The organism is Rhizobium sp. SG2393 (assembly GCF_042610495.1).
Lineage (GTDB): Bacteria > Pseudomonadota > Alphaproteobacteria > Rhizobiales > Rhizobiaceae > RU20A.
This window is the reverse complement of the sequence record NZ_JBHGAP010000004.1, coordinates 133,439-150,569: the sequence shown is the minus strand read 5'-3', so window position 1 is coordinate 150,569 and position 17,131 is coordinate 133,439. Positions and strand designations below refer to the sequence as shown.

The 17,131-nt window shown below is 64.2% G+C and carries 15 protein-coding genes; 9 read left to right on the top strand and 6 right to left on the bottom strand.

Annotated features, from left to right (window positions below; translation table 11 throughout):
- Positions 1-619: 619 nt before the first annotated feature.
- Positions 620-2,308, bottom strand: a complete 1,689-nt coding sequence (locus tag ACED18_RS12475) for an MASE1 domain-containing protein (protein ID WP_377292620.1) — start codon at positions 2,306-2,308, stop codon at positions 620-622.
- Positions 2,309-2,321: 13 nt separating this feature from the next.
- On the bottom strand, positions 2,322-2,969 hold the full coding sequence (locus tag ACED18_RS12470; protein WP_377292618.1) for a LuxR C-terminal-related transcriptional regulator: 648 nt from the start codon (positions 2,967-2,969) through the stop codon (positions 2,322-2,324).
- Positions 2,970-3,330: 361 nt separating this feature from the next.
- Here ACED18_RS12470 and ACED18_RS12465 point away from each other — a divergent pair, with 361 nt between their 5' ends.
- Positions 3,331-4,158 (top strand): bifunctional allantoicase/(S)-ureidoglycine aminohydrolase, encoded by an 828-nt coding sequence (locus ACED18_RS12465; protein ID WP_377292616.1) that lies wholly within the window; start codon positions 3,331-3,333, stop codon positions 4,156-4,158.
- Positions 4,159-4,229: 71 nt separating this feature from the next.
- Here the strand turns inward: ACED18_RS12465 and ACED18_RS12460 are convergent, their stop codons facing one another.
- Genes ACED18_RS12460 through ACED18_RS12445 form a run of 4 tightly spaced genes read right to left on the bottom strand, consistent with a single transcriptional unit; the run spans position 4,230 to position 8,588 of the window.
- On the bottom strand, positions 4,230-5,858 hold the full coding sequence (locus ACED18_RS12460; protein WP_377292614.1) for a 5-guanidino-2-oxopentanoate decarboxylase: 1,629 nt from the start codon (positions 5,856-5,858) through the stop codon (positions 4,230-4,232).
- Positions 5,855-7,045, bottom strand: coding sequence for a pyridoxal phosphate-dependent aminotransferase (locus ACED18_RS12455; RefSeq protein WP_377292612.1), 1,191 nt, complete (start codon positions 7,043-7,045; stop codon positions 5,855-5,857). The genes ACED18_RS12460 and ACED18_RS12455 overlap by 4 nt, the downstream gene beginning before the upstream one ends.
- Before the next feature lie 41 nt (positions 7,046-7,086).
- On the bottom strand, positions 7,087-7,719 hold the full coding sequence (locus tag ACED18_RS12450) for a TetR family transcriptional regulator C-terminal domain-containing protein (protein WP_377292610.1): 633 nt from the start codon (positions 7,717-7,719) through the stop codon (positions 7,087-7,089).
- A complete protein-coding gene (locus tag ACED18_RS12445) occupies positions 7,716-8,588 on the bottom strand; it encodes a dimethylarginine dimethylaminohydrolase family protein (protein WP_377292608.1) in 873 nt (290 codons plus the stop codon). Before ACED18_RS12445 ends, ACED18_RS12450 begins: the two co-directional genes overlap by 4 nt.
- Positions 8,589-8,816: 228 nt before the next feature.
- On the opposite strand from ACED18_RS12445, the gene ACED18_RS12440 reads away from it, so the two are divergent.
- From ACED18_RS12440 to ACED18_RS12405, 8 genes are all read left to right on the top strand, one after another.
- Positions 8,817-9,590: an ABC transporter ATP-binding protein gene (locus tag ACED18_RS12440; protein WP_377292606.1), complete on the top strand. Its 774-nt coding sequence runs from the start codon at positions 8,817-8,819 to the stop codon at positions 9,588-9,590.
- Between the two features lie 23 nt (positions 9,591-9,613).
- Entirely contained in the window at positions 9,614-10,393 is a 780-nt protein-coding gene (locus ACED18_RS12435; RefSeq protein ID WP_377292604.1) for a transporter substrate-binding domain-containing protein, read from the top strand.
- A gap of 78 nt (positions 10,394-10,471) precedes the next feature.
- Positions 10,472-11,203 (top strand): ABC transporter permease, encoded by a 732-nt coding sequence (locus ACED18_RS12430; RefSeq protein WP_377292602.1) that lies wholly within the window; start codon positions 10,472-10,474, stop codon positions 11,201-11,203.
- Positions 11,204-11,286: 83 nt separating this feature from the next.
- Positions 11,287-12,084: an ABC transporter permease gene (locus ACED18_RS12425; RefSeq protein WP_377292712.1), complete on the top strand. Its 798-nt coding sequence runs from the start codon at positions 11,287-11,289 to the stop codon at positions 12,082-12,084.
- Position 12,085: 1 nt separating this feature from the next.
- On the top strand, positions 12,086-13,255 hold the full coding sequence (locus ACED18_RS12420; RefSeq protein WP_377292600.1) for a M20 aminoacylase family protein: 1,170 nt from the start codon (positions 12,086-12,088) through the stop codon (positions 13,253-13,255).
- A 134-nt stretch (positions 13,256-13,389) separates the two neighbouring features.
- The gene (locus ACED18_RS12415; protein WP_377292598.1) at positions 13,390-14,397 is read left to right on the top strand and encodes a sugar ABC transporter substrate-binding protein; all 1,008 of its coding nucleotides are present in this window, start codon (positions 13,390-13,392) and stop codon (positions 14,395-14,397) included.
- Between the two features lie 132 nt (positions 14,398-14,529).
- A complete protein-coding gene (locus ACED18_RS12410; protein ID WP_377292596.1) occupies positions 14,530-16,062 on the top strand; it encodes a sugar ABC transporter ATP-binding protein in 1,533 nt (510 codons plus the stop codon).
- The gene (locus tag ACED18_RS12405) at positions 16,052-17,131 is read left to right on the top strand and encodes an ABC transporter permease (protein WP_377292594.1); all 1,080 of its coding nucleotides are present in this window, start codon (positions 16,052-16,054) and stop codon (positions 17,129-17,131) included. The genes ACED18_RS12410 and ACED18_RS12405 overlap by 11 nt, the downstream gene beginning before the upstream one ends.

Below are 17,131 nucleotides of genomic sequence, written 5' to 3'. Positions count from 1 at the left end.
CAAATCACCTATCTCAATCGAATGCGGACGCAATCTTTGGGCACGACGCCTCGACTGAAGCCGAAGCGTCACACGTGGGAGCGGTCGCGCAGGCGAAGCCGCCGGCGTCAACCGCATGCAATGTCATGATTAGAAACGGCTGGCCTTTGATGCTTGTCTGCTCGCCAAGGTCGAACGCACGCTTCGTGTGTCCACCTTCTCCGACCGACGTTACACCGACATCCCCCAGCGATCTCTAATATCCCCAGTTGACACCGATCCCATAAGGTTTTGACGCCGTAAATCGGCGGATGACCTAGACGACGATCATTCTTGTTGTGCATTGCCGCACGGGGCAGGCGTTTACCAAAATGATCGAAATAAAAATGGCCGCCCCAGACAAGCAGCTCGAACAAAAGATCGATCACGATTCCTGATCGTTAACGTTTCGACTGGAGACGATAAGTTTTTTAACAGAAATTCAATGAATTTAATTGATTTTTACTCAAATGCGAGATGGAAAGAGCAAGTCCTCATCGACCTCCGGGATCCTCTTACCCGAGGATTTTCCTGTGCCATTGCTTGAGACTGCCCTGCCCGCAAGACGACCGGCGGCAGATGACGCATGAGGCTGTGTGGCTTAAACGGCGTCGGACGGATCCGCGCCAAACGCGACATGGCGATAGGGAAGATGCAGGACGAAGCGCGCGCCCGTCGGCCAGTTGGGTTCGTAGAGCAGGGCCCCGTCCATCCAGCGTGCCTGCTCGGCGGCAAGATAGAGACCAAGGCGCGGCCGCTGGCCGGATTCGCCGGGAGGAGCTGGCGGACGATCCCGCCGCACAAGAAGTTCCAGCCGGTCTGGCGGGAGGCCCGGGCCGAGGTCGGCGACCGTGATGCGGATACCGCCGGAATCAAGGCTGGCAGAAACGGTCACCACGTCTCCCTCCTGGGAGAAGCGTACCGCATTGTCGATGAGTGTATCGACAATGTGCTCCACTTCCCGCGCCCGCGGCACGATCAGGCGCGCCGGTATGTGTGTCTCGAGGCGCACGCGTCGTCGCTGCAGCGTGAGGCGATGGGCAGCCGCAATGTTGTCCATGACAGTGGCAAGCGGCGCGCCCGGGGCTTCTTCCGGCAGATAGGGTGCGGACAGAAGGCTCTCGACCCGGTCGCCGAGGGCCGTGCAGGTCTCCTCGATGACCTGAAGTGCCGGCAGGAGGTCTTCGGTGGAAAGACGGCGGCCGGCAAGACCCGAGACACAGGTTCGCAACGTGTTACGGATCCCGTAGACCGGACTTTTGAGGTCATGGGCGACGAGGGCCGCGAACACCTCGCCGCGTCGCAGCAACTGCTCCACCTCGCGGGTACGGGCGCGCACCCGCAATTCGAGTTCGGCGCGTGCGCTTGTCGCTTCGGCCACTGCGGCGGTCATGAACAGGATCATCACCGCTTGCATGGCCAGGAAGATTTGCAGGAAGGTCAGCGCCTGCCAGGGAGAGTCGGCGGGAAAGACCTGGAACCCCCGCATGGCACCGACAGAGGCGCCGACGGTAATGAGGGCGATGGCCGCAAGCCCACCGGACGCTCCAAAGCGCAACGCCGCCCAGAGCAACAGCGGAATCACCATGTAGGGCTTGGTCCACTCCGCGACCGCCTCCGAGAAATAGACGCCGCAGAGCGCCTGGCTTGCGAAGATCAGACAGCCGGCCAGCAGCAGCAATTCTCCCAGGCGATGCCGGACGAAACGGAAGAAGCCGCCTTCGAGAAGGCCGACAATGATGCCGCAGAAGATCAGCATGCCCGCGGCGTTGGCGACATACCAGGTGACAAAGACCTCGAATTCGCTGTCCTTGGCCGGAAGCGCAGCCAGATGGCTCGCCAGCAAACCGACCCCAGCGCTGACCAACGGCGGCAGCGGGACGGTGAAGAGCAGGAAATAGCGTACGCTGCGCGCAGAATTCAGAAAGCCTTTACCATCGGCGAAACGCTCGGTCAGAAAGGCGGCCAGCACCGCTTCAGCCGTATTGCCGACAGCCACGGCAAGCGCTGCGAGGAGATCGAGCGCCATGCCATCCGGATTGGTGAAATTCACCATCGCGTTCACAGTAAAGGAACCGGCAAGGATCGCCGGCCAGAAACCCCGCCCACGGGCAATCAGAAGGCCGGTCGCATAGCCGGACGGGATCCATACAGCCGCTGCGTTCGGCTGGATATAGGCTGTGGAAAGGGATAGTGCGCCGAGAAACACGTAGATCAGCGCAAATCCGGCGATCGCGGCTGGAGGCGGCATTCCGGCAGCGGCAATGATCGCGGATCGCGCGTGCGCCATCACCATTCCGCCTTCAGGACGCTCCGGCCGCACCGTAAAGGCGGGCGAGACGGGCGATCAGTTCGTTGCTGTCACGACATTGCAGTTTCATGCGCAGATTGTCTCGATGGACAGACGCCGTCTTCATGCTGATGCCGAGTGCGCGTGCGATATCGTTGATCGAGTTTCCGTGACTGAGCATGGCAGCCACTTCCTGCTCGCGCCTGGTGAAGTGGATGCCGCGACCGATATCGGCAAGGCTTGGAATGATCGAGACCGCTGCCACCGTTCCAGGCTTGCGACGGGGAGTTCCCAGATGCTCAAGCAGGAGGCCAGCCAGCGTTTCGAGATCGGTATCCTTGCCCACGAAAGCATCGGCACCCGCCGCAATGGCCGTCTGGCGATAAGGCCCGGCGGGCAGCGAAGTGAAAACGATGATCACGGACCCCGGATAGGTCGCTCTGCAGCGTTCGATGAGGTCAAACTGTAACTGGCCATCGAAAACGAGGTCCAGGATGAACGCGTCCGGCCGCTCTTTCGCTGCCATCAGAAGAAGCGTCTCGGGGTCGAGCGCCGTACCAACGAGCGCCAGCCCGCGAGCCTGGCCGATTGCAAGGCGCAATCCCGCGGCTACCACCGGATGATCGTCAGCCAGGAGAACCCTGAACTCCTGCTCGGCCATGACCGCTCCACCGTGATATCACTGCTTAAATACCTTTGATCCTAATATTCGGCAATTAGCACGAGTGAACAAATCACTCTCTAGGGGCAACGCCTAGATAAGTGCATTCGAATGCGGCAAAATGTCCATTATATTTTACTTAACCTCTCCAATCATTTGATCATTTTATGTCTTTTACAGCTTTGAAGTGAAATATTCATCGCACCGTCGCGTTTCGGTTATCGCTCCCCGCCGTCAGCATGGTTCGTACCTGTCCCTTGCGACCTCTGCCGATCACCTGATGTCACACGCTCGGGGTTTGACATAGCTGCGCGGACGCAGCAGGAGTGACGCGTCGAAGCAAGCAGGAGGCCGCACACCCATGACGCGCAGTTCGTATTTCTCCGAGGTAGGCGGCCTGCCGCCGCAGACCCAGACGCTCTCGGGCAAGGCGGTGTTTACAACGGCCTACGCAGTGATTCCCAAGGGCGTGATGAGCGACATCGTGACCAGCGTGCTGCCGCATTGGGACGGCACGCGCGCCTGGATCATCGCCCGCCCCATGACGGGCTTCTCGGAGACGTTCGCGCAATACATCGTAGAGGTCGCACCCGGTGGCGGCAGTGAGCGGCCGGAACCGGATAAGGGCGCAGAGGCTGGCATTTTCGTCGTATCCGGCGAGATGACGATTACCCTCGACGGGAAAGCGAACGCCCTGAGAGAAGGCTCCTTCGCCTATCTGCCGGCCGGTGCCGCCTGGACGTTGAAGAACGGCTCGGACGAACCCGCGCGCTTCCACTGGATCCGCAAGGCCTTCAAGGTCGTGGACGGGCTGGAGCCGCCGCCGGCGGTCTTTACCCATGAGGACGAGTGCGAATGCCACGCCATGCCGGATACGGACGGCAAATGGGCCACGATCCGTTTTCTCGATCCCGCAGATGTGCGCTACGACATGCACATCAACATCGTCAGCTTCGAACCCGGTGCCATCATTCCCTTCATGGAAACCCACATCATGGAGCATGGGCTCTATGTGCTGGAGGGCAAGGCCGTATACCGCCTCAACCAGGACTGGGTGGAGGTCGAGGCAGGCGACTTCATGTGGCTGCGCGCCTACTGCCCGCAGGCCTGCTATGCGGGCGGCCCGGGCCGCTTCCGCTACCTGCTTTACAAGGATGTGAACCGCCACCCCGACCTGCGTCTCAAGTAAAGGTCTGAGCGAACTGGCCGTCCGGATGCCTGGACGGCCGTAGCCGATCGATCCGCAGGTTTCGCTAACCGTCAGGCTGTCGCGCCGGCCGTGCGGGTCTCGTGAATTTCAATCAGGGATGGCCCCTTGCGGGTGGAGGCCTCCCTGAGCGCAGCGGGCAGCTCATCCACATGGGCCAATCGCCGCGCCGGAAGGCCATAGGCCTCGGCGGTCTTCAGAAAGTCCGGCGCGCCCGGCTTCACACCCTCTGGCGTGATGCCGTTGTCGCGCATGTAAGTCTCGATCTCCTGGTAGCCATTGTTGTTCCAGACGAGAAAGATCACCTGCGCGCCGATATCGGCAGCCGAGCCGATCTCGGCCAGCGAGAACTGGATGCCGCCATCGCCGACCAGACAGATGACTGGCTCTTCGGCCGCCGCAACGGCGGCTCCCACGGCCGCCGGCGGGGCGTAGCCGAGCGCACCGAAACCGGTTGCCGAATTGAACCAGCTGCGCGCCCGCGGTGCATCGCAATAGAGATTGCCGGCATAGACGGCCTGTGTGGAATCCCCCACGATCGTCGCGGCCGGCAGCGTGGCATAGATGGCGTCGACAACAGCGATTTCCGCCCGCATTTTCGCGGTCAATTCCTTCATGGCAGCCTTGCGCGTGGCCTGGGCGCGCTGCACCCCGCCCTCAGCGGCGGTTTCGGGAAGGAAGCTCGTGATCCCTGCCGCCGCCATGCGCGCGCCCGACAGGATGGACATCAGCCCATGCGGTCCGCGCGCCAGTTGCATGGCGTCGATATCGATTCGGATAAGTCGGTCGAGCAGCGGGAAGCCGCCATCGGCATACATGTCGTAATCCGTCTGCCCCATCTCGGTCCCGAAGGCGAAGACGAGATCGGCATCGCGCAGCAGGTTTCTGACGGCCTTGAGGCTGGGGCTGGCCGGCACGCGAAGGGGACTTCCGGCCATCATGCCACGCGCATTGACCGTGGTGACGACCGGCGCACCGATGCGGTCCGCCAGAATGCCAATTTCGGCCTCTGCCGTAATGGCGCCGCCGCCGCACAAAATCACCGGCCGCCGCGCCTCGGATGCAAGGATCGCAGCCTTCTGCAGCGTTTCGGCATCCGCCCGCGGCCGGGTGGCCTGCGCTGTCCGCAGCGTCGGCGGCAGCGTGACGGGTGCCGACATGACATCGGTCGGGATCTCGATATGCACCGGTCCCGGCCGGCCCGAACCGAGCACCGCAAAGGCGCGGTCGACCACGGCGCCGAGATCGTCGGGATTGAGCAACGTATGCGTATAGAGTGCGACCGTTTTCACCAGAGCCTGCTGGTCCGGCAGTTCGTGGAGCAGTCCGCGCCCGTGCCCAAGCGAATCGCGGCGGTTGACGCCGGAAATCACGAGGATCGGGATAGAGTCCTGCCGTGCCTGCGCCATCGCCGTCAGCGTGTTCGTGAGACCCGGCCCGGTGATGACGAGGGCCACGCCCGGCTTGCCGGAAACGCGCGCATATCCATCCGCCATGAAGCCCGCGCCCTGCTCGTGACGGGGCGTCACGTGGCGGATCGGCGACGCCGCCAGACCCCGATAGAGCTCGACCGTATGCACGCCGGGAATGCCGAACACCACCTCGACGCCGTTTTCGGCCAGAAGCTCGACCAGCGCTTCGCCGACCGTCATGGTCCTTGCCTTTGTCGTCTCGTTCGTCATGCACGGCGCTCCTTCAAGGGTACGAGCTGGGCGGCCAGCGCCGTGATGCGCCGGCAGGCCTCGTCGATCCGCGCATCCGCCACCGTCAGGCTGATGCGCACGAAATCCCGCGCCTGCTCGCCGAAGGACGAGCCAGGCATGACCGCGACCCCCTCCTCCTCCAGCAGGCGCCAGGCAAAGGCCTCGCCGTCGAGCCCGGTCGCAGACACATCGACAACGATGAACATGCCGGCCTCAGGCATGGTGGGACGAAGCCCGCTCGCCCCGGAAAGGGCGGCAAATATTCGGGCGGCGCGAGCCTGATAGGACTGGCGCATGGTCGCAGCCGTCGTGATCGGATTCGACAGCGCATAGGCCGTCATATCCGCAATGAAGGGCTGCACACCGAACAGCATGGTCTCGGACACCGGCAGCAGGCGCTGCGTAAACTCCGCCGGGCCCACCGCCCAGCCGCTGCGAAAGCCGGGGGCCGCATGGGACTTGGAGATGGAAGACACGACGATCGTGCGTTCTGCGAGGTCGGGATCATCGAAGGGCGAGGCGAAAGCGGCGCCGAAGACCAGCTCCTCATAAACTTCATCGCACACAATCCAAAGGTCGTGCCGGCGCGCCACGGCGCCGATTGCCGCAATTTCGCTGCGCGTCAGCGTCGCGCCGGTCGGGTTGTGCGGCGTATTCAGCAGGAGAACGCGGCAGGCCGGCGTGATAGCCTGCTCGAGATCGCTCGCCTGCATGTGGAAACCATGTTCCGGGCGCAACGGCACATAGACCGGCTCCGCACCGGTCGAGCGGATCACGGCCTCATAGGTGGCGTAAAGCGGATCCCCGACCAGGATGCCGTCCCCCGGCTCGGAAATGCCAAGCATGACGGCAAAGAGCGCGGTCTGCGTACCCGGAAAGACCATGACATTGTCGGTGGTCACATCGGCGCGCCGGCGGCGGTACTTGGCGGCAATCGCCTCAACCACGGCGGGCTCGCCGCGTCCGTTGGAATAGCGGTAGCGCCCGGCGGACATGGCACGCTGGCATTCGGCGATCAGCGCGGGATCGGTGGGCAGGTCCGGCTCGCCGATGGTGAGCTCGATGATGTCGGCGCCGGCGCGCGCCAGGGCCCGAGCCCGGATGTGAAGCGACCATTTGCCCGAGCCGAGATCGGCGAGGCGTTCGGTGATGGACGAATAGCGCATGTCGTTCCCCTGTTGTCTGCCGGTTGTTCAGGTCTTGTGTTTCAGCCGGCCACACCCGCACGGGCGGTGAGCGAAAGGCCCAGCAAGGCCTCGATGGATTGGGTGGCAATCTCTATCAGCTCGCCATCCGCGAAGAGATCGCCCGCCAGACATCCTTCCAGCCAGAGACCGTCCATCAGCGCGTTGATGGCGATCGCCTGTTGCCGGCAGATCGCGCTGTCGGCCGGCAGGCCACGGATTGCGCGGAAATCGGCAATCAATCCCTGCAGCGAGTCGCGAAAGGCGAGGTAGCCTTCGCGATGCACCGCGCCCAGCACGGGGTCGCTGCGCACCTGACTGATGAAGGCCGCCCAGAGCGACAGGCTCCGACTGTTGGCGACCGGCTCCGTCAGGTTGATCACGATGAAATCGCGCAGCCGGCTTTCCGGATCACCCGTCAGGTTTTCGGCCTTCTCCGTCAGCGAAGCGATCAGGCTTCGATAGGCGGCCGCGACCAGTTGGTCCTTCGTCTCGAAGTAGTGGCGCACGAGCCCGCCCGTGACGCCGGCGCGTGCCGCGATTTCCCTGACAGTCGCACCTTTCAGGCCGAGCTCGGAAATGCAGTCGAGCGTTGCGGCAATCAACTCGTGCCGCCGCTCCGCCTCCGGGGCCCGGTGAAAGCTGCGCCGCGTCATCCCCGGAGGACCGGGCGCGTGAGGCATGTCGGTCCGCCCTCGCAGGCGATGCACAGTGCATCCGCCGCAAAGACAGAGACCGTGCAGCCGGCCGCTTCCATCGCCGCCTTCGTTTGCGGGAAGCCGTCCACCATCACGACATCCATCGGCTTCAGCGGCAGCACATTGAGGCTGAGGCCGTTGCTGGCGTGGAATTCTTCCGCCGACGCCTCGATCAGGCGAATGCCGCGCGCCTTCAGCAGCTGGTAGAAGGGTGCCGGCAGAAGCGGTGCAAAGACCAGCGCAAGATCGCTGGCAAGCGGGCTCATTACGGACATCAGGTGCAGGCAGGCCTCTTCGCCCTGCCACAGCGGCAGGTCGAAACCGATGACCTGGACGCCGAGAGGCTCCAGAATGGCCGAAACCTGGGCGATGCCCGCCTGGTTGCTGCGCACGCCGCGCCCAATCACCAGCGTCTTCGCATCGAGCCAGATGCAGTCGCCGCCCTCCACCGTGCCGGGCGCCTCGACACGGCCGAGAATCGGAATTCCGGCAGCGCGATAGGCCGCTTCGTGCAGCGCCGGCTCGCCGATACGCAACGGCTTGCCCATGTTGAGGATCACCGCACCCTGATCGGTCATCAACGAGGGATCATGGGTGAACATGGCGTCCGCGAGCCCGTCGCCAGTGTCCTCCAGCCACAGGATTTCCGTGCCGGAAGCCTCCACAAGCCGCGCAAAGGCGGCGTACTGTTCGACGGCGCGCGGCCCGTTGAACGTCGGGCCGTAGTGCCAGCGGGCGGCGTCGGCCGTTGCCAGACTGGGCCCGGGACGGCGCATCAGGACACGCTTCAAAGCGGCGGACATTTCCTGGGAACCATAACGGGACATGCATGCTCCTGACGATCTGGGATGGGGTCGATGCGCAGCCCGATCCGGGGAACCGGCGGGCAAAAAATTCCTGCTGCGCTTATTATACACTTGAATAATTACCTCGCAAGTGCAACCATGCCTCTTGCAAGACGACGTGAAGAGCAAAAACTGCCGCACGGCCAAAGGGGAACGGTCTCGCATGAATTCTGTCGCGCACCCGCGCGGCCCGGCGCCGGAGGTCTGGTCATGACCAACGCTGCCGAGGCCATATGTGTCACGGATCTGCACAAGCGGTTCGGTCCGCTCGAGGTCCTCAAAGGTGTCTCGCTCACCGCCCGAGAGGGTGACGTGATCGCCATCATTGGTGGTTCCGGATCTGGAAAATCCACCTTTCTGCGCTGCATCAACATGCTCGAACTGCCGAGTGCCGGATCCGTCGCCATCCGCGGCGAGACGATCCGCATGAAGCCGGACGGGCGCGGCGGCCAGACACCCGCCGATCGAAAGCAGATCCAGCGCATCCGCTCCCGCCTCGGCATGGTGTTCCAGAACTTCAATCTCTGGCAGCACATGACCATTCTGCAGAATGTGGTCGAGGTGCCGATTCACGTGCTCGGCGTCCCTCGCGACGAAGCCTACGCGACGGCCGAGGCACTGCTCGCCCGCGTCGGCCTTCAGGCCCGCCACGACGCCTACCCCGCCTTCCTCTCCGGCGGGCAGCAACAGCGCGCCGCCATTGCGCGGGCGCTTGCGATCCAGCCGCATGTGATGCTCTTCGACGAGCCCACATCGGCGCTCGACCCGGAACTGGTGGGAGAGGTCCTGAACGTGATCGGCGATCTCGCGCGCGAAAAGCGCACCATGCTGCTCGTCACCCACGAGATGAAGTTTGCGCGCAACGTCGCCAATCACATCGTCTTCCTTGCGGAAGGCAAGATCGAGGAACAGGGCCCGCCCGACGCCATCTTCGACAATCCGCAATCCGAACGTCTCAAACGCTTCATCCGCTCCATTCACTGACCCTCCCACGAAAGGAATGCACCATGAAGAAAGCTCTGACGATCTGCGCACTCGCGCTCGTCGCAGCCATGGCCGGCACCGCCGGTGCCAAGGCCGAACAGGTGAAGGTGGGCTTTGCCGCCGAACCCTATCCGCCCTTCACCTCGCCCGATGCCAACGGCAACTGGGAAGGCTGGGAAGTGGAATTCCAGAAGGCGATCTGCGCCGAAGCAAAGCTCGACTGCGTGATCACCCCGGTGGCCTGGGACGGTATCATTCCGGCGCTGACGAGCAAGAAGATCGACATGATCATTGGGTCCATGTCGATTACCGAGGAGCGCAAGAAGACCATCGACTTCTCCGACAAGTACTACAACACGCCGACCGCCGTGATCGGCGCCAAGGGCGTGGCCTTCGACGCGACGCCGGAAGGTCTTGCCGGCAAGGTTCTGGGCGTTCAGGCCTCCACCATCCATGCCGACTATGCCAAGAAGCATTTCTCGACCGCCGCAGAGATCAAGGAATACCAGACGCAGGACGAAGCGAACCAGGACCTGGCTGCCGGGCGCCTGGACGCGGTGCAGGCCGATTCGATCACGCTCGATGCCTTCCTGAAATCCGAACAGGGTCAGGCCTGCTGCGAGAAGAAGGGCGATGTCGTTGATGATCCCGTCATCCTCGGCGCCGGCGTTGGCGTTGGCCTTCGCAAGGAAGACACCGCGCTGAAGGAAAAGATCAACGCCGCGATCAAGGCCATCCGCGCCAACGGCACCTATGACGCCTTCTCGAAGAAGTATTTCGACTTCGACATCTACGGCAAGTGACGGGTGAGCGGTGCGGGGCCGGCGTTGCAACCGGCCCCACCCGTTTCGTGAAGTCCATCTTCCAAGGGATGTACGCGCATGGCGGCCGATGGCCCGAGCCTGATCAACTGGAGCCTTCTGGCATTCTCCTCCCCCGGCTGGGGCGGCGTGCTGCTGGCGGGCTTCGTCAACTCGATCCAGATCGCCGTCGGCGGCTATTCGCTGGGCCTTCTGCTCGGCGTCGGCGGGGCCTTCGGCAAGCTCTATGGCGGCCCGGTGACGCGTGATCTCCTGGAGATCTACACCACCCTCGTGCGCGCCGTGCCGGAGCTCGTGCTCATCCTCCTGCTCTATTACGCCGGCACGGACGGGGTGAACCAGCTTCTGGCACTCGTCGGCTACGGCCCGATCGACATCAGCGGTCTCGCCGCCGGGATCTTCGTGATCGGGGTGGTACAGGGCGCCTATTCGACGGAGGTCCTGCGCGGTGCCATCAAGGCCGTTCCCGCCGGCCAGATCGAGGCGGCGCGCGCCTATGGCATGGCGCCGGTGAAGATGCTCCGCCGGGTGACGCTGCCGGCCATGCTGCCCTATGCCATTCCGGGCCTCGCCAATCTCTGGCTGATCGCCACCAAGGACACGGCCCTTCTCGCCGTCGTCGGCTTCAGCGAACTGACGCTGGTGACGCGGCAGGCAGCCGGCACGACGAAGCACTACATGCTGTTCTTCCTCGCCGCCGGTGTGCTCTACCTGATGCTCACCCTCGTCTCGAACGCCATCATTGCCCTCATCGAGCGGCGCGCCCGGCGCGGTTTCCCGGAGGTGGCATGAGCACGGACCCCCTGTCATCCCGCCTGCCGACCGTTCCGCCAGAGCCCGGCGCCCCGGATGCCCGCGACCACGTCGCCAGCGTCATGCCGTCAGCACCTGCAGGCAATTCCTTCAAGGCGCTGCTCCAGCCGCACCGCATCGTCCTCATGCTGGTCTTCGCAGGCATCGTCCTGACGATGGCGCTCGCCATGCGCTGGGACTGGCTGTCGGCCTGGCTGCCCCGCCTTGGTTCCGGCATCCTCGTCACGCTTGCCATGCTGTTTGCCTCGGCCATCTTGGGCTTCTTGATTGCCGTGCCACTGGGGCTCGTGCAGGTGACGGGACCATGGCCGCTGAAGCGGCTGGCGCAGCTGTTCTGCACGCTGGTCCGCGGCACGCCGCTGCTCTTGCAGCTCTGGCTGCTCTATTACGGCCTCGGCTCGATCTTCGCGCAGTATCCGGAGATCCGCTCCTCCTTCCTCTGGCCCTATCTGCGTCAGTCCTGGCCCTACGGTCTGGCGGCCCTGACGATCTCCTTCGCCGCCTATGAGGGCGAGGTGATGCGCGGCGCCTTTGCCGGCATTCCCGCCGGGGAACTTGAGGCCGGCCGTGCCTATGGCATGGGACGTTTCACGCTCTTCCGCCGCATCTGGCTGCCGCGGGCCGTGCACCGCGCGCTGCCCACGCTTGCCGGCGAAACCGTGCTGCAGCTGAAATCCACGCCCCTTGTCGCCACCATCACCGTGATCGATGTTTACGCCGTGATTTCCCGTGTGCGACAGGAGACCTTCCTGACCTACGAGCCCCTTCTGCTGCTCGCCGCCATCTATCTTTGCCTGACCGGCATTCTCGTCGTCGCCTTCCGCGCTCTCGAGAACCGGATCCCGACCCGTGGTGCCTGACATGACCCGACTGCCCGAACTCACCAATGCCGTCCCCGAAATGGTCGCCATTCGCCGCGACCTGCATGCCCACCCGGAACTCGGGCTGGAGGAGGAACGCACCTCTGCCCTCGTCGCCGAGAAGCTGGAGGCGCTCGGCTACAAGGTAACGAGAGGGCTCGCCCGCACCGGCATCGTCGCCACGCTGACGAACGGCCAGGGTCCGGCGATCGGCATCCGGGCGGACATGGACGCCCTGCCGATCCACGAGGAGACCGGCCAGGACTACCAGAGCACCATTCCCGGCAAGATGCACGCCTGCGGCCACGATGGTCACACCGCCATGCTGCTCGGTGCAGCGCGCATGATCGCCGAACGACGCAATTTCGAGGGCACCGTCCATCTCATCTTCCAGCCCGCCGAGGAGAATGTCGGCGGTGCAAAGATCATGGTCGAGGAAGGTCTGTTTCGGCAGTTTCCCTGCGATGCCGTCTTTGCGCTTCACAACGAACCCGGCCTGCCTTTCGGACAGTTCGCCCTGCGCGCCGGCCCGATCATGGCGGCGGTGGACGAGGCGCGCATCACCGTGCACGGCCGCGGAGGCCATGGCGCCGAGCCGCAGGAGACCGCAGATCCCATCGTCTGCGGCGCATCCATCGTCATGGCGCTCCAGACCATCGTCTCCCGCAATATCGACCCGCAGGACCCGACCGTCATCACAGTCGGCTCCTTCCATGGCGGTTCGGCCAGCAACATCATCCCGGAACGGGCCGAGATCGTCGTCGGCATCCGCTCTTTCGATCCGAAGGTGCGCGATGAGCTCGAGCGTCGAATTCGGCTCATTACCGAGATGCAGGCCGCAAGCTTCGGCATGCGCGCCACCATCAATTACGAACGCAGCTACGACGCCACCATCAACCATGTGGCGGAAACCGATTTCCTGCGCGACGTCGCCACCCGCTTTGCCGGCCGCGAAAACGTCACCGATCTTGCCCGCCCCTACATGGGCAGCGAGGATTTCGCCTATATGCTGCGCGAAGTGCCCGGCAGCTACTTCTTCCTCGGCAGCCGCGTGACCGGCGAGGAAAAGCCGCTTCATCATCCGGCGTATGATTTCAACGACGATCTCCTGCCCGTCGGCGCCGCCTTCTGGACCGAACTGGTCGAAACCTTCCTCGCGGCAAAGACCTGACTCAGGCACCCTTCCGCGCCCTCGCCCTGGACACCGAATCTTTTCTCCTCTTGCGCCCAAAATTGGAAAATCTGGCCTCCTTCGGTTAGTAAATCCATTTAATTTATAGAGATTATTCCACGCGAGAGGGCATTATGACCACTGACACGTCCAACGGCGTCAACCGCCGCAACCTCCTGAAGCTGACGGCCGCTGCCGGTTTCGCCGCCGGCGCAGCCAGCCTGCTGAGCGCGAAGACTGCCGCTGCCGAAGAAACGCTGTCCCTCAAGGGCAAGCGCATCGGCATCAGCACCGCCGGCACCGACCACTTCTTCGACCTCAACGCCTACAATGCCCAGATCGAGGAAGTGAAGCGCCTGGGTGGCGAGCCGATCGCGGTGGACGCCGGTCGCAATGACGGCAAGCTCGTCTCGCAGCTCCAGACGCTGATCGCGCAGAAGCCGGATGCCATCGTCCAGCTGCTCGGCACGCTGACCGTCATCGATCCCTGGCTGAAGAAGGCCCGCGACGCGGGTATCCCGGTTTTCACCATCGACGTGGGCTCGGCCAATTCCTTGAACAACGCCACCTCCGACAACTGGGGCATCGGCAAGGATCTCGCCCTGCAGCTGGTCTCCGACATCGGCGGCGAAGGCAACATCGTGGTCTTCAACGGCTTCTACGGCGTGACCCCCTGCGCCATTCGCTACGACCAGCTGGTCAACGTCACCAAGTATTTCCCGAAGGTGAAGATCGTTCAGCCCGAGCTGCGCGACGTGATCCCTAACACCGTGCAGGATGCCTTCACGCAGATCACCGCGATCCTCGCCAAGTATCCGGAGAAGGGTTCGATCAAGGCGATCTGGTCGGCCTGGGACATCCCGCAGCTCGGCGCAACCCAGGCGCTCGTTGCTGCCGGGCGTACCGAGATCAAGACCTACGGCGTGGATGGCAGCCCGGAAGTGCTCCAGCTCGTCGCCGACCCCGCCTCGCCGGCCGCTGCCGACGTCGCTCAGCAGCCGGCCGAGCTTGGTCGCGTCGCGATCCGCAACGTCGCCCGCTATCTCGCCGGTGAAACGCTGCCGCGCGAGACCTACGTGCCGGCGCTCCTCGCCAACAAGCAGAATGTCGGCGAAGTCTCCAAGAAGCTCGGCATCGGCTGAGCCGCGAACTGCTCCTCCCGAGCGACCGCGCCGCCCCTTGCACGTGCCGCCAGGGGCGGCAAACCCGCGCCGACCGCCTGCCAGACAAGCGGCGAGCGGCCAGAAACCGGGCTATCAGAGGGACATGACGCCATGCCGGACCCCCATCAGGACGACCAGCCGGTCATCCGGTTTGAAAACATCGTCAAGCGCTTCGGTGGCGCCGAGGCACTGTCGAAAGCCAATCTCACCATCCGCCGCGGCAGCGTACACGGTCTCGTCGGCCAGAACGGCGCGGGGAAATCGACCCTGATCAAGCTGCTCGCCGGCCTTCACCATGCCGATGAAGGCCGTATCGCGATCGACGGCGTCACGCAGGACCGCCTGACGCCACATCTCGCAGAGGCGCTCGGCATTCACTTCATCCACCAGGACAGGCTGCTGACGCCGAGCTTCACCGTCGGCGAAGCGCTCTTCCTCGGGCGGGAGCCCCGGCTTGCCGGAACCCCCTTTCTTGACCGCCGGGCGATGCGCCGGCAGGCGGCCGAAACGCTGCAGCGCTATTTCGGCCTCGACCTGCCGCAGGGCGCGCTGATTGCCGACCTCTCGGCAGCCGAAAAGCAGATCGTGCAGATCACCCGCGCGCTGATCGCCAACCCGAAGGTTCTCGTTTTCGACGAACCGACTGCAGCACTCGTGCGGCGCGAGGCCGATCTGCTCTTCCGGCTGATCCGGCGGCTGAGCGCCGAGGGCATCACCGTTCTGTACATCTCCCATTATCTGGGTGAAATCGTCGATCTCTGCGACACAGTCACTGTGCTCAGAAACGGCCGCGACGTCGCGACGCTCGCCGTCAAGGATACGAGCGCTGCAGAAATCGGCGCGCTGATGGTCAACCGCGATATCGCAGACCTCTATCCGAAGCCCGTGGTGACGCCCGGCGAGGTTCTGGTCGATGTCTCGCAACTCACGCTGGCGGGCAGATACGACGACGTCTCCTTCACACTCCGGCGTGGCGAAGTGCTCGGCATGACGGGCCTCGTCGGCTCCGGCGCCAAGGAAGTGATCCGCACGCTATTTGGCCTGGAAACGCCCACCGGCGGTACGATTGCCGTCAACGGAAAGACGCTCGCCGCGACGAGCCCGGCGAGGGCGGCATCGCGCCGTCTGGCCCTCGTGCCGGAAGATCGCCGCCGCGATGGCGTGGCGCTGCCGCTCTCCGTGCTCGAGAACACCACCCTCGCCAGCCTCAAGCGATTCTCCCGCGGCCTCATCGACCGGCGCGCTGAACGCAGCGCGACGGAGGATCTCGTTCGCCGGCTTCAGATCAAGACCAACGGTATCGATGCGCTTGTCGGCACGCTGTCGGGTGGCAACCAGCAGAAGGTCGCGATCGCAAAATGGCTGAGCCGGCAGTCTGAAATCTATCTTCTCGACGAGCCGACCGTCGGCGTCGACATCGGCGCCAAGGTGGAAATCTACCGCCTCATCGGCGAATTGGCCGAACGCGGCGCCGGCGTCATCGTGCTTTCCTCCGACATCGAGGAGTTGCGCGGCATCACCGACCGCCTGCTCGTCTTCTTCCGCGGCCGTATCGCCCGGGAGGTCAGGACAGCCGACAGCACCTCCGAACAGATCCTCGCCGACGTGACCGGCGCCAGGGAAAGCCTCCGCCATGCTGGTTGATATCGCCACCATCCCCGCCCCGCAGGCTGCGAGCAGCTCCGTCGATACCGCCATCGCGCAGTCGCGCCGCGACGCCGTCGAGCCTCAACTGACTGCGCATCGACCCGGCCGTCGCAACATCGCGACGCTGGCGCTTCGCGCCGGCGCCTTCGTCGTCTTCCTCGGGGTCTTTCTGATCTTTGCCGTCACGGCGCCGTACTTCCTCTCTGTCGGCAATATCGGCAACGTGCTCGGCCAGTCCGCCATCGCCGGCGTGCTGGCAATCGGCCTCACCATCGTCATCATCGCCGGCGGCTCCAATGTGGTCACCGGCGGCATCGACCTCTCGCTCGCCGCCAACATGGGGCTGAGCGCAGCCGTCTATGCCGCCCTGATCCAGGCCGGCTACAGCGATCCGGCGGCTGCCGCGGGCGCGCTTTCGACGGGACTGGCAATCGGCGCGGTCAATGCAGCAGCCGTGACGCTTGCCGGTATCGTGCCGCTGCTGGCAACGCTCGCCGTGATGAATGTCGTCGCCGGTCTCGAACTGGTGCTGACGCAGAACACCGTCATTCCCGCCGCCACAGATTTCCTTGGGGCACTATCCGCCGGCGGCCCCTTCGGCATTCCGGTCCTCGCCTATGTACTGCTCGGCTTCACGCTCGTCGTTGCCGCCATCGTTCAAGGCACGCCGCTCGGCCTGCGCCTCTATGCGGTCGGCGCCTTTCCCGATGCGGCGCGCGCCGCCGGCCTGCCGGTCAAGGCCTTCGTTGCCGGCTCCTTCCTCGCCAGCGGCCTGACAGGCGGCATCGCCGGCATCCTTTCCGTCTCCTATCTCTCCGGCAGCACGACCGGCGCGGGCGACATGCTGTTGCCGGTGGTGGTGACGGCCCTGCTTGGCAGCGTGTTTTCCAGCCGCCTCGTCCCGACCATCACGGGCACGCTGCTCTCCGCCCTCTTCGTCGGCTTCCTTATCAACGGGTTCCAGTTGCTCAACATTTCCAGCACGCTGGTCAGCGGCGTCCAGGGGCTTCTCATCCTGCTGGTGGTTTCGGCCACTACCCTGCTCGGCCGCAAGGAGGCCATCTGA

What these genes read in the sequence shown, in the direction of transcription:
- ACED18_RS12475 (WP_377292620.1), bottom strand. Translation starts at nt 2,308, where the DNA reads ATGGCGCACGCGCGATCCGCGATCATTGCCGCTGCCGGAATGCCGCCT.
- ACED18_RS12470 (WP_377292618.1), bottom strand. Translation starts at nt 2,969, where the DNA reads ATGGCCGAGCAGGAGTTCAGGGTTCTCCTGGCTGACGATCATCCGGTG.
- ACED18_RS12465 (WP_377292616.1), top strand. Translation starts at nt 3,331, where the DNA reads ATGACGCGCAGTTCGTATTTCTCCGAGGTAGGCGGCCTGCCGCCGCAG.
- ACED18_RS12460 (WP_377292614.1), bottom strand. Translation starts at nt 5,858, where the DNA reads ATGACGAACGAGACGACAAAGGCAAGGACCATGACGGTCGGCGAAGCG.
- ACED18_RS12455 (WP_377292612.1), bottom strand. Translation starts at nt 7,045, where the DNA reads ATGCGCTATTCGTCCATCACCGAACGCCTCGCCGATCTCGGCTCGGGC.
- ACED18_RS12450 (WP_377292610.1), bottom strand. Translation starts at nt 7,719, where the DNA reads ATGACGCGGCGCAGCTTTCACCGGGCCCCGGAGGCGGAGCGGCGGCAC.
- ACED18_RS12445 (WP_377292608.1), bottom strand. Translation starts at nt 8,588, where the DNA reads ATGTCCCGTTATGGTTCCCAGGAAATGTCCGCCGCTTTGAAGCGTGTC.
- ACED18_RS12440 (WP_377292606.1), top strand. Translation starts at nt 8,817, where the DNA reads ATGACCAACGCTGCCGAGGCCATATGTGTCACGGATCTGCACAAGCGG.
- ACED18_RS12435 (WP_377292604.1), top strand. Translation starts at nt 9,614, where the DNA reads ATGAAGAAAGCTCTGACGATCTGCGCACTCGCGCTCGTCGCAGCCATG.
- ACED18_RS12430 (WP_377292602.1), top strand. Translation starts at nt 10,472, where the DNA reads ATGGCGGCCGATGGCCCGAGCCTGATCAACTGGAGCCTTCTGGCATTC.
- ACED18_RS12425 (WP_377292712.1), top strand. Translation starts at nt 11,287, where the DNA reads ATGCCGTCAGCACCTGCAGGCAATTCCTTCAAGGCGCTGCTCCAGCCG.
- ACED18_RS12420 (WP_377292600.1), top strand. Translation starts at nt 12,086, where the DNA reads ATGACCCGACTGCCCGAACTCACCAATGCCGTCCCCGAAATGGTCGCC.
- ACED18_RS12415 (WP_377292598.1), top strand. Translation starts at nt 13,390, where the DNA reads ATGACCACTGACACGTCCAACGGCGTCAACCGCCGCAACCTCCTGAAG.
- ACED18_RS12410 (WP_377292596.1), top strand. Translation starts at nt 14,530, where the DNA reads ATGCCGGACCCCCATCAGGACGACCAGCCGGTCATCCGGTTTGAAAAC.
- ACED18_RS12405 (WP_377292594.1), top strand. Translation starts at nt 16,052, where the DNA reads ATGCTGGTTGATATCGCCACCATCCCCGCCCCGCAGGCTGCGAGCAGC.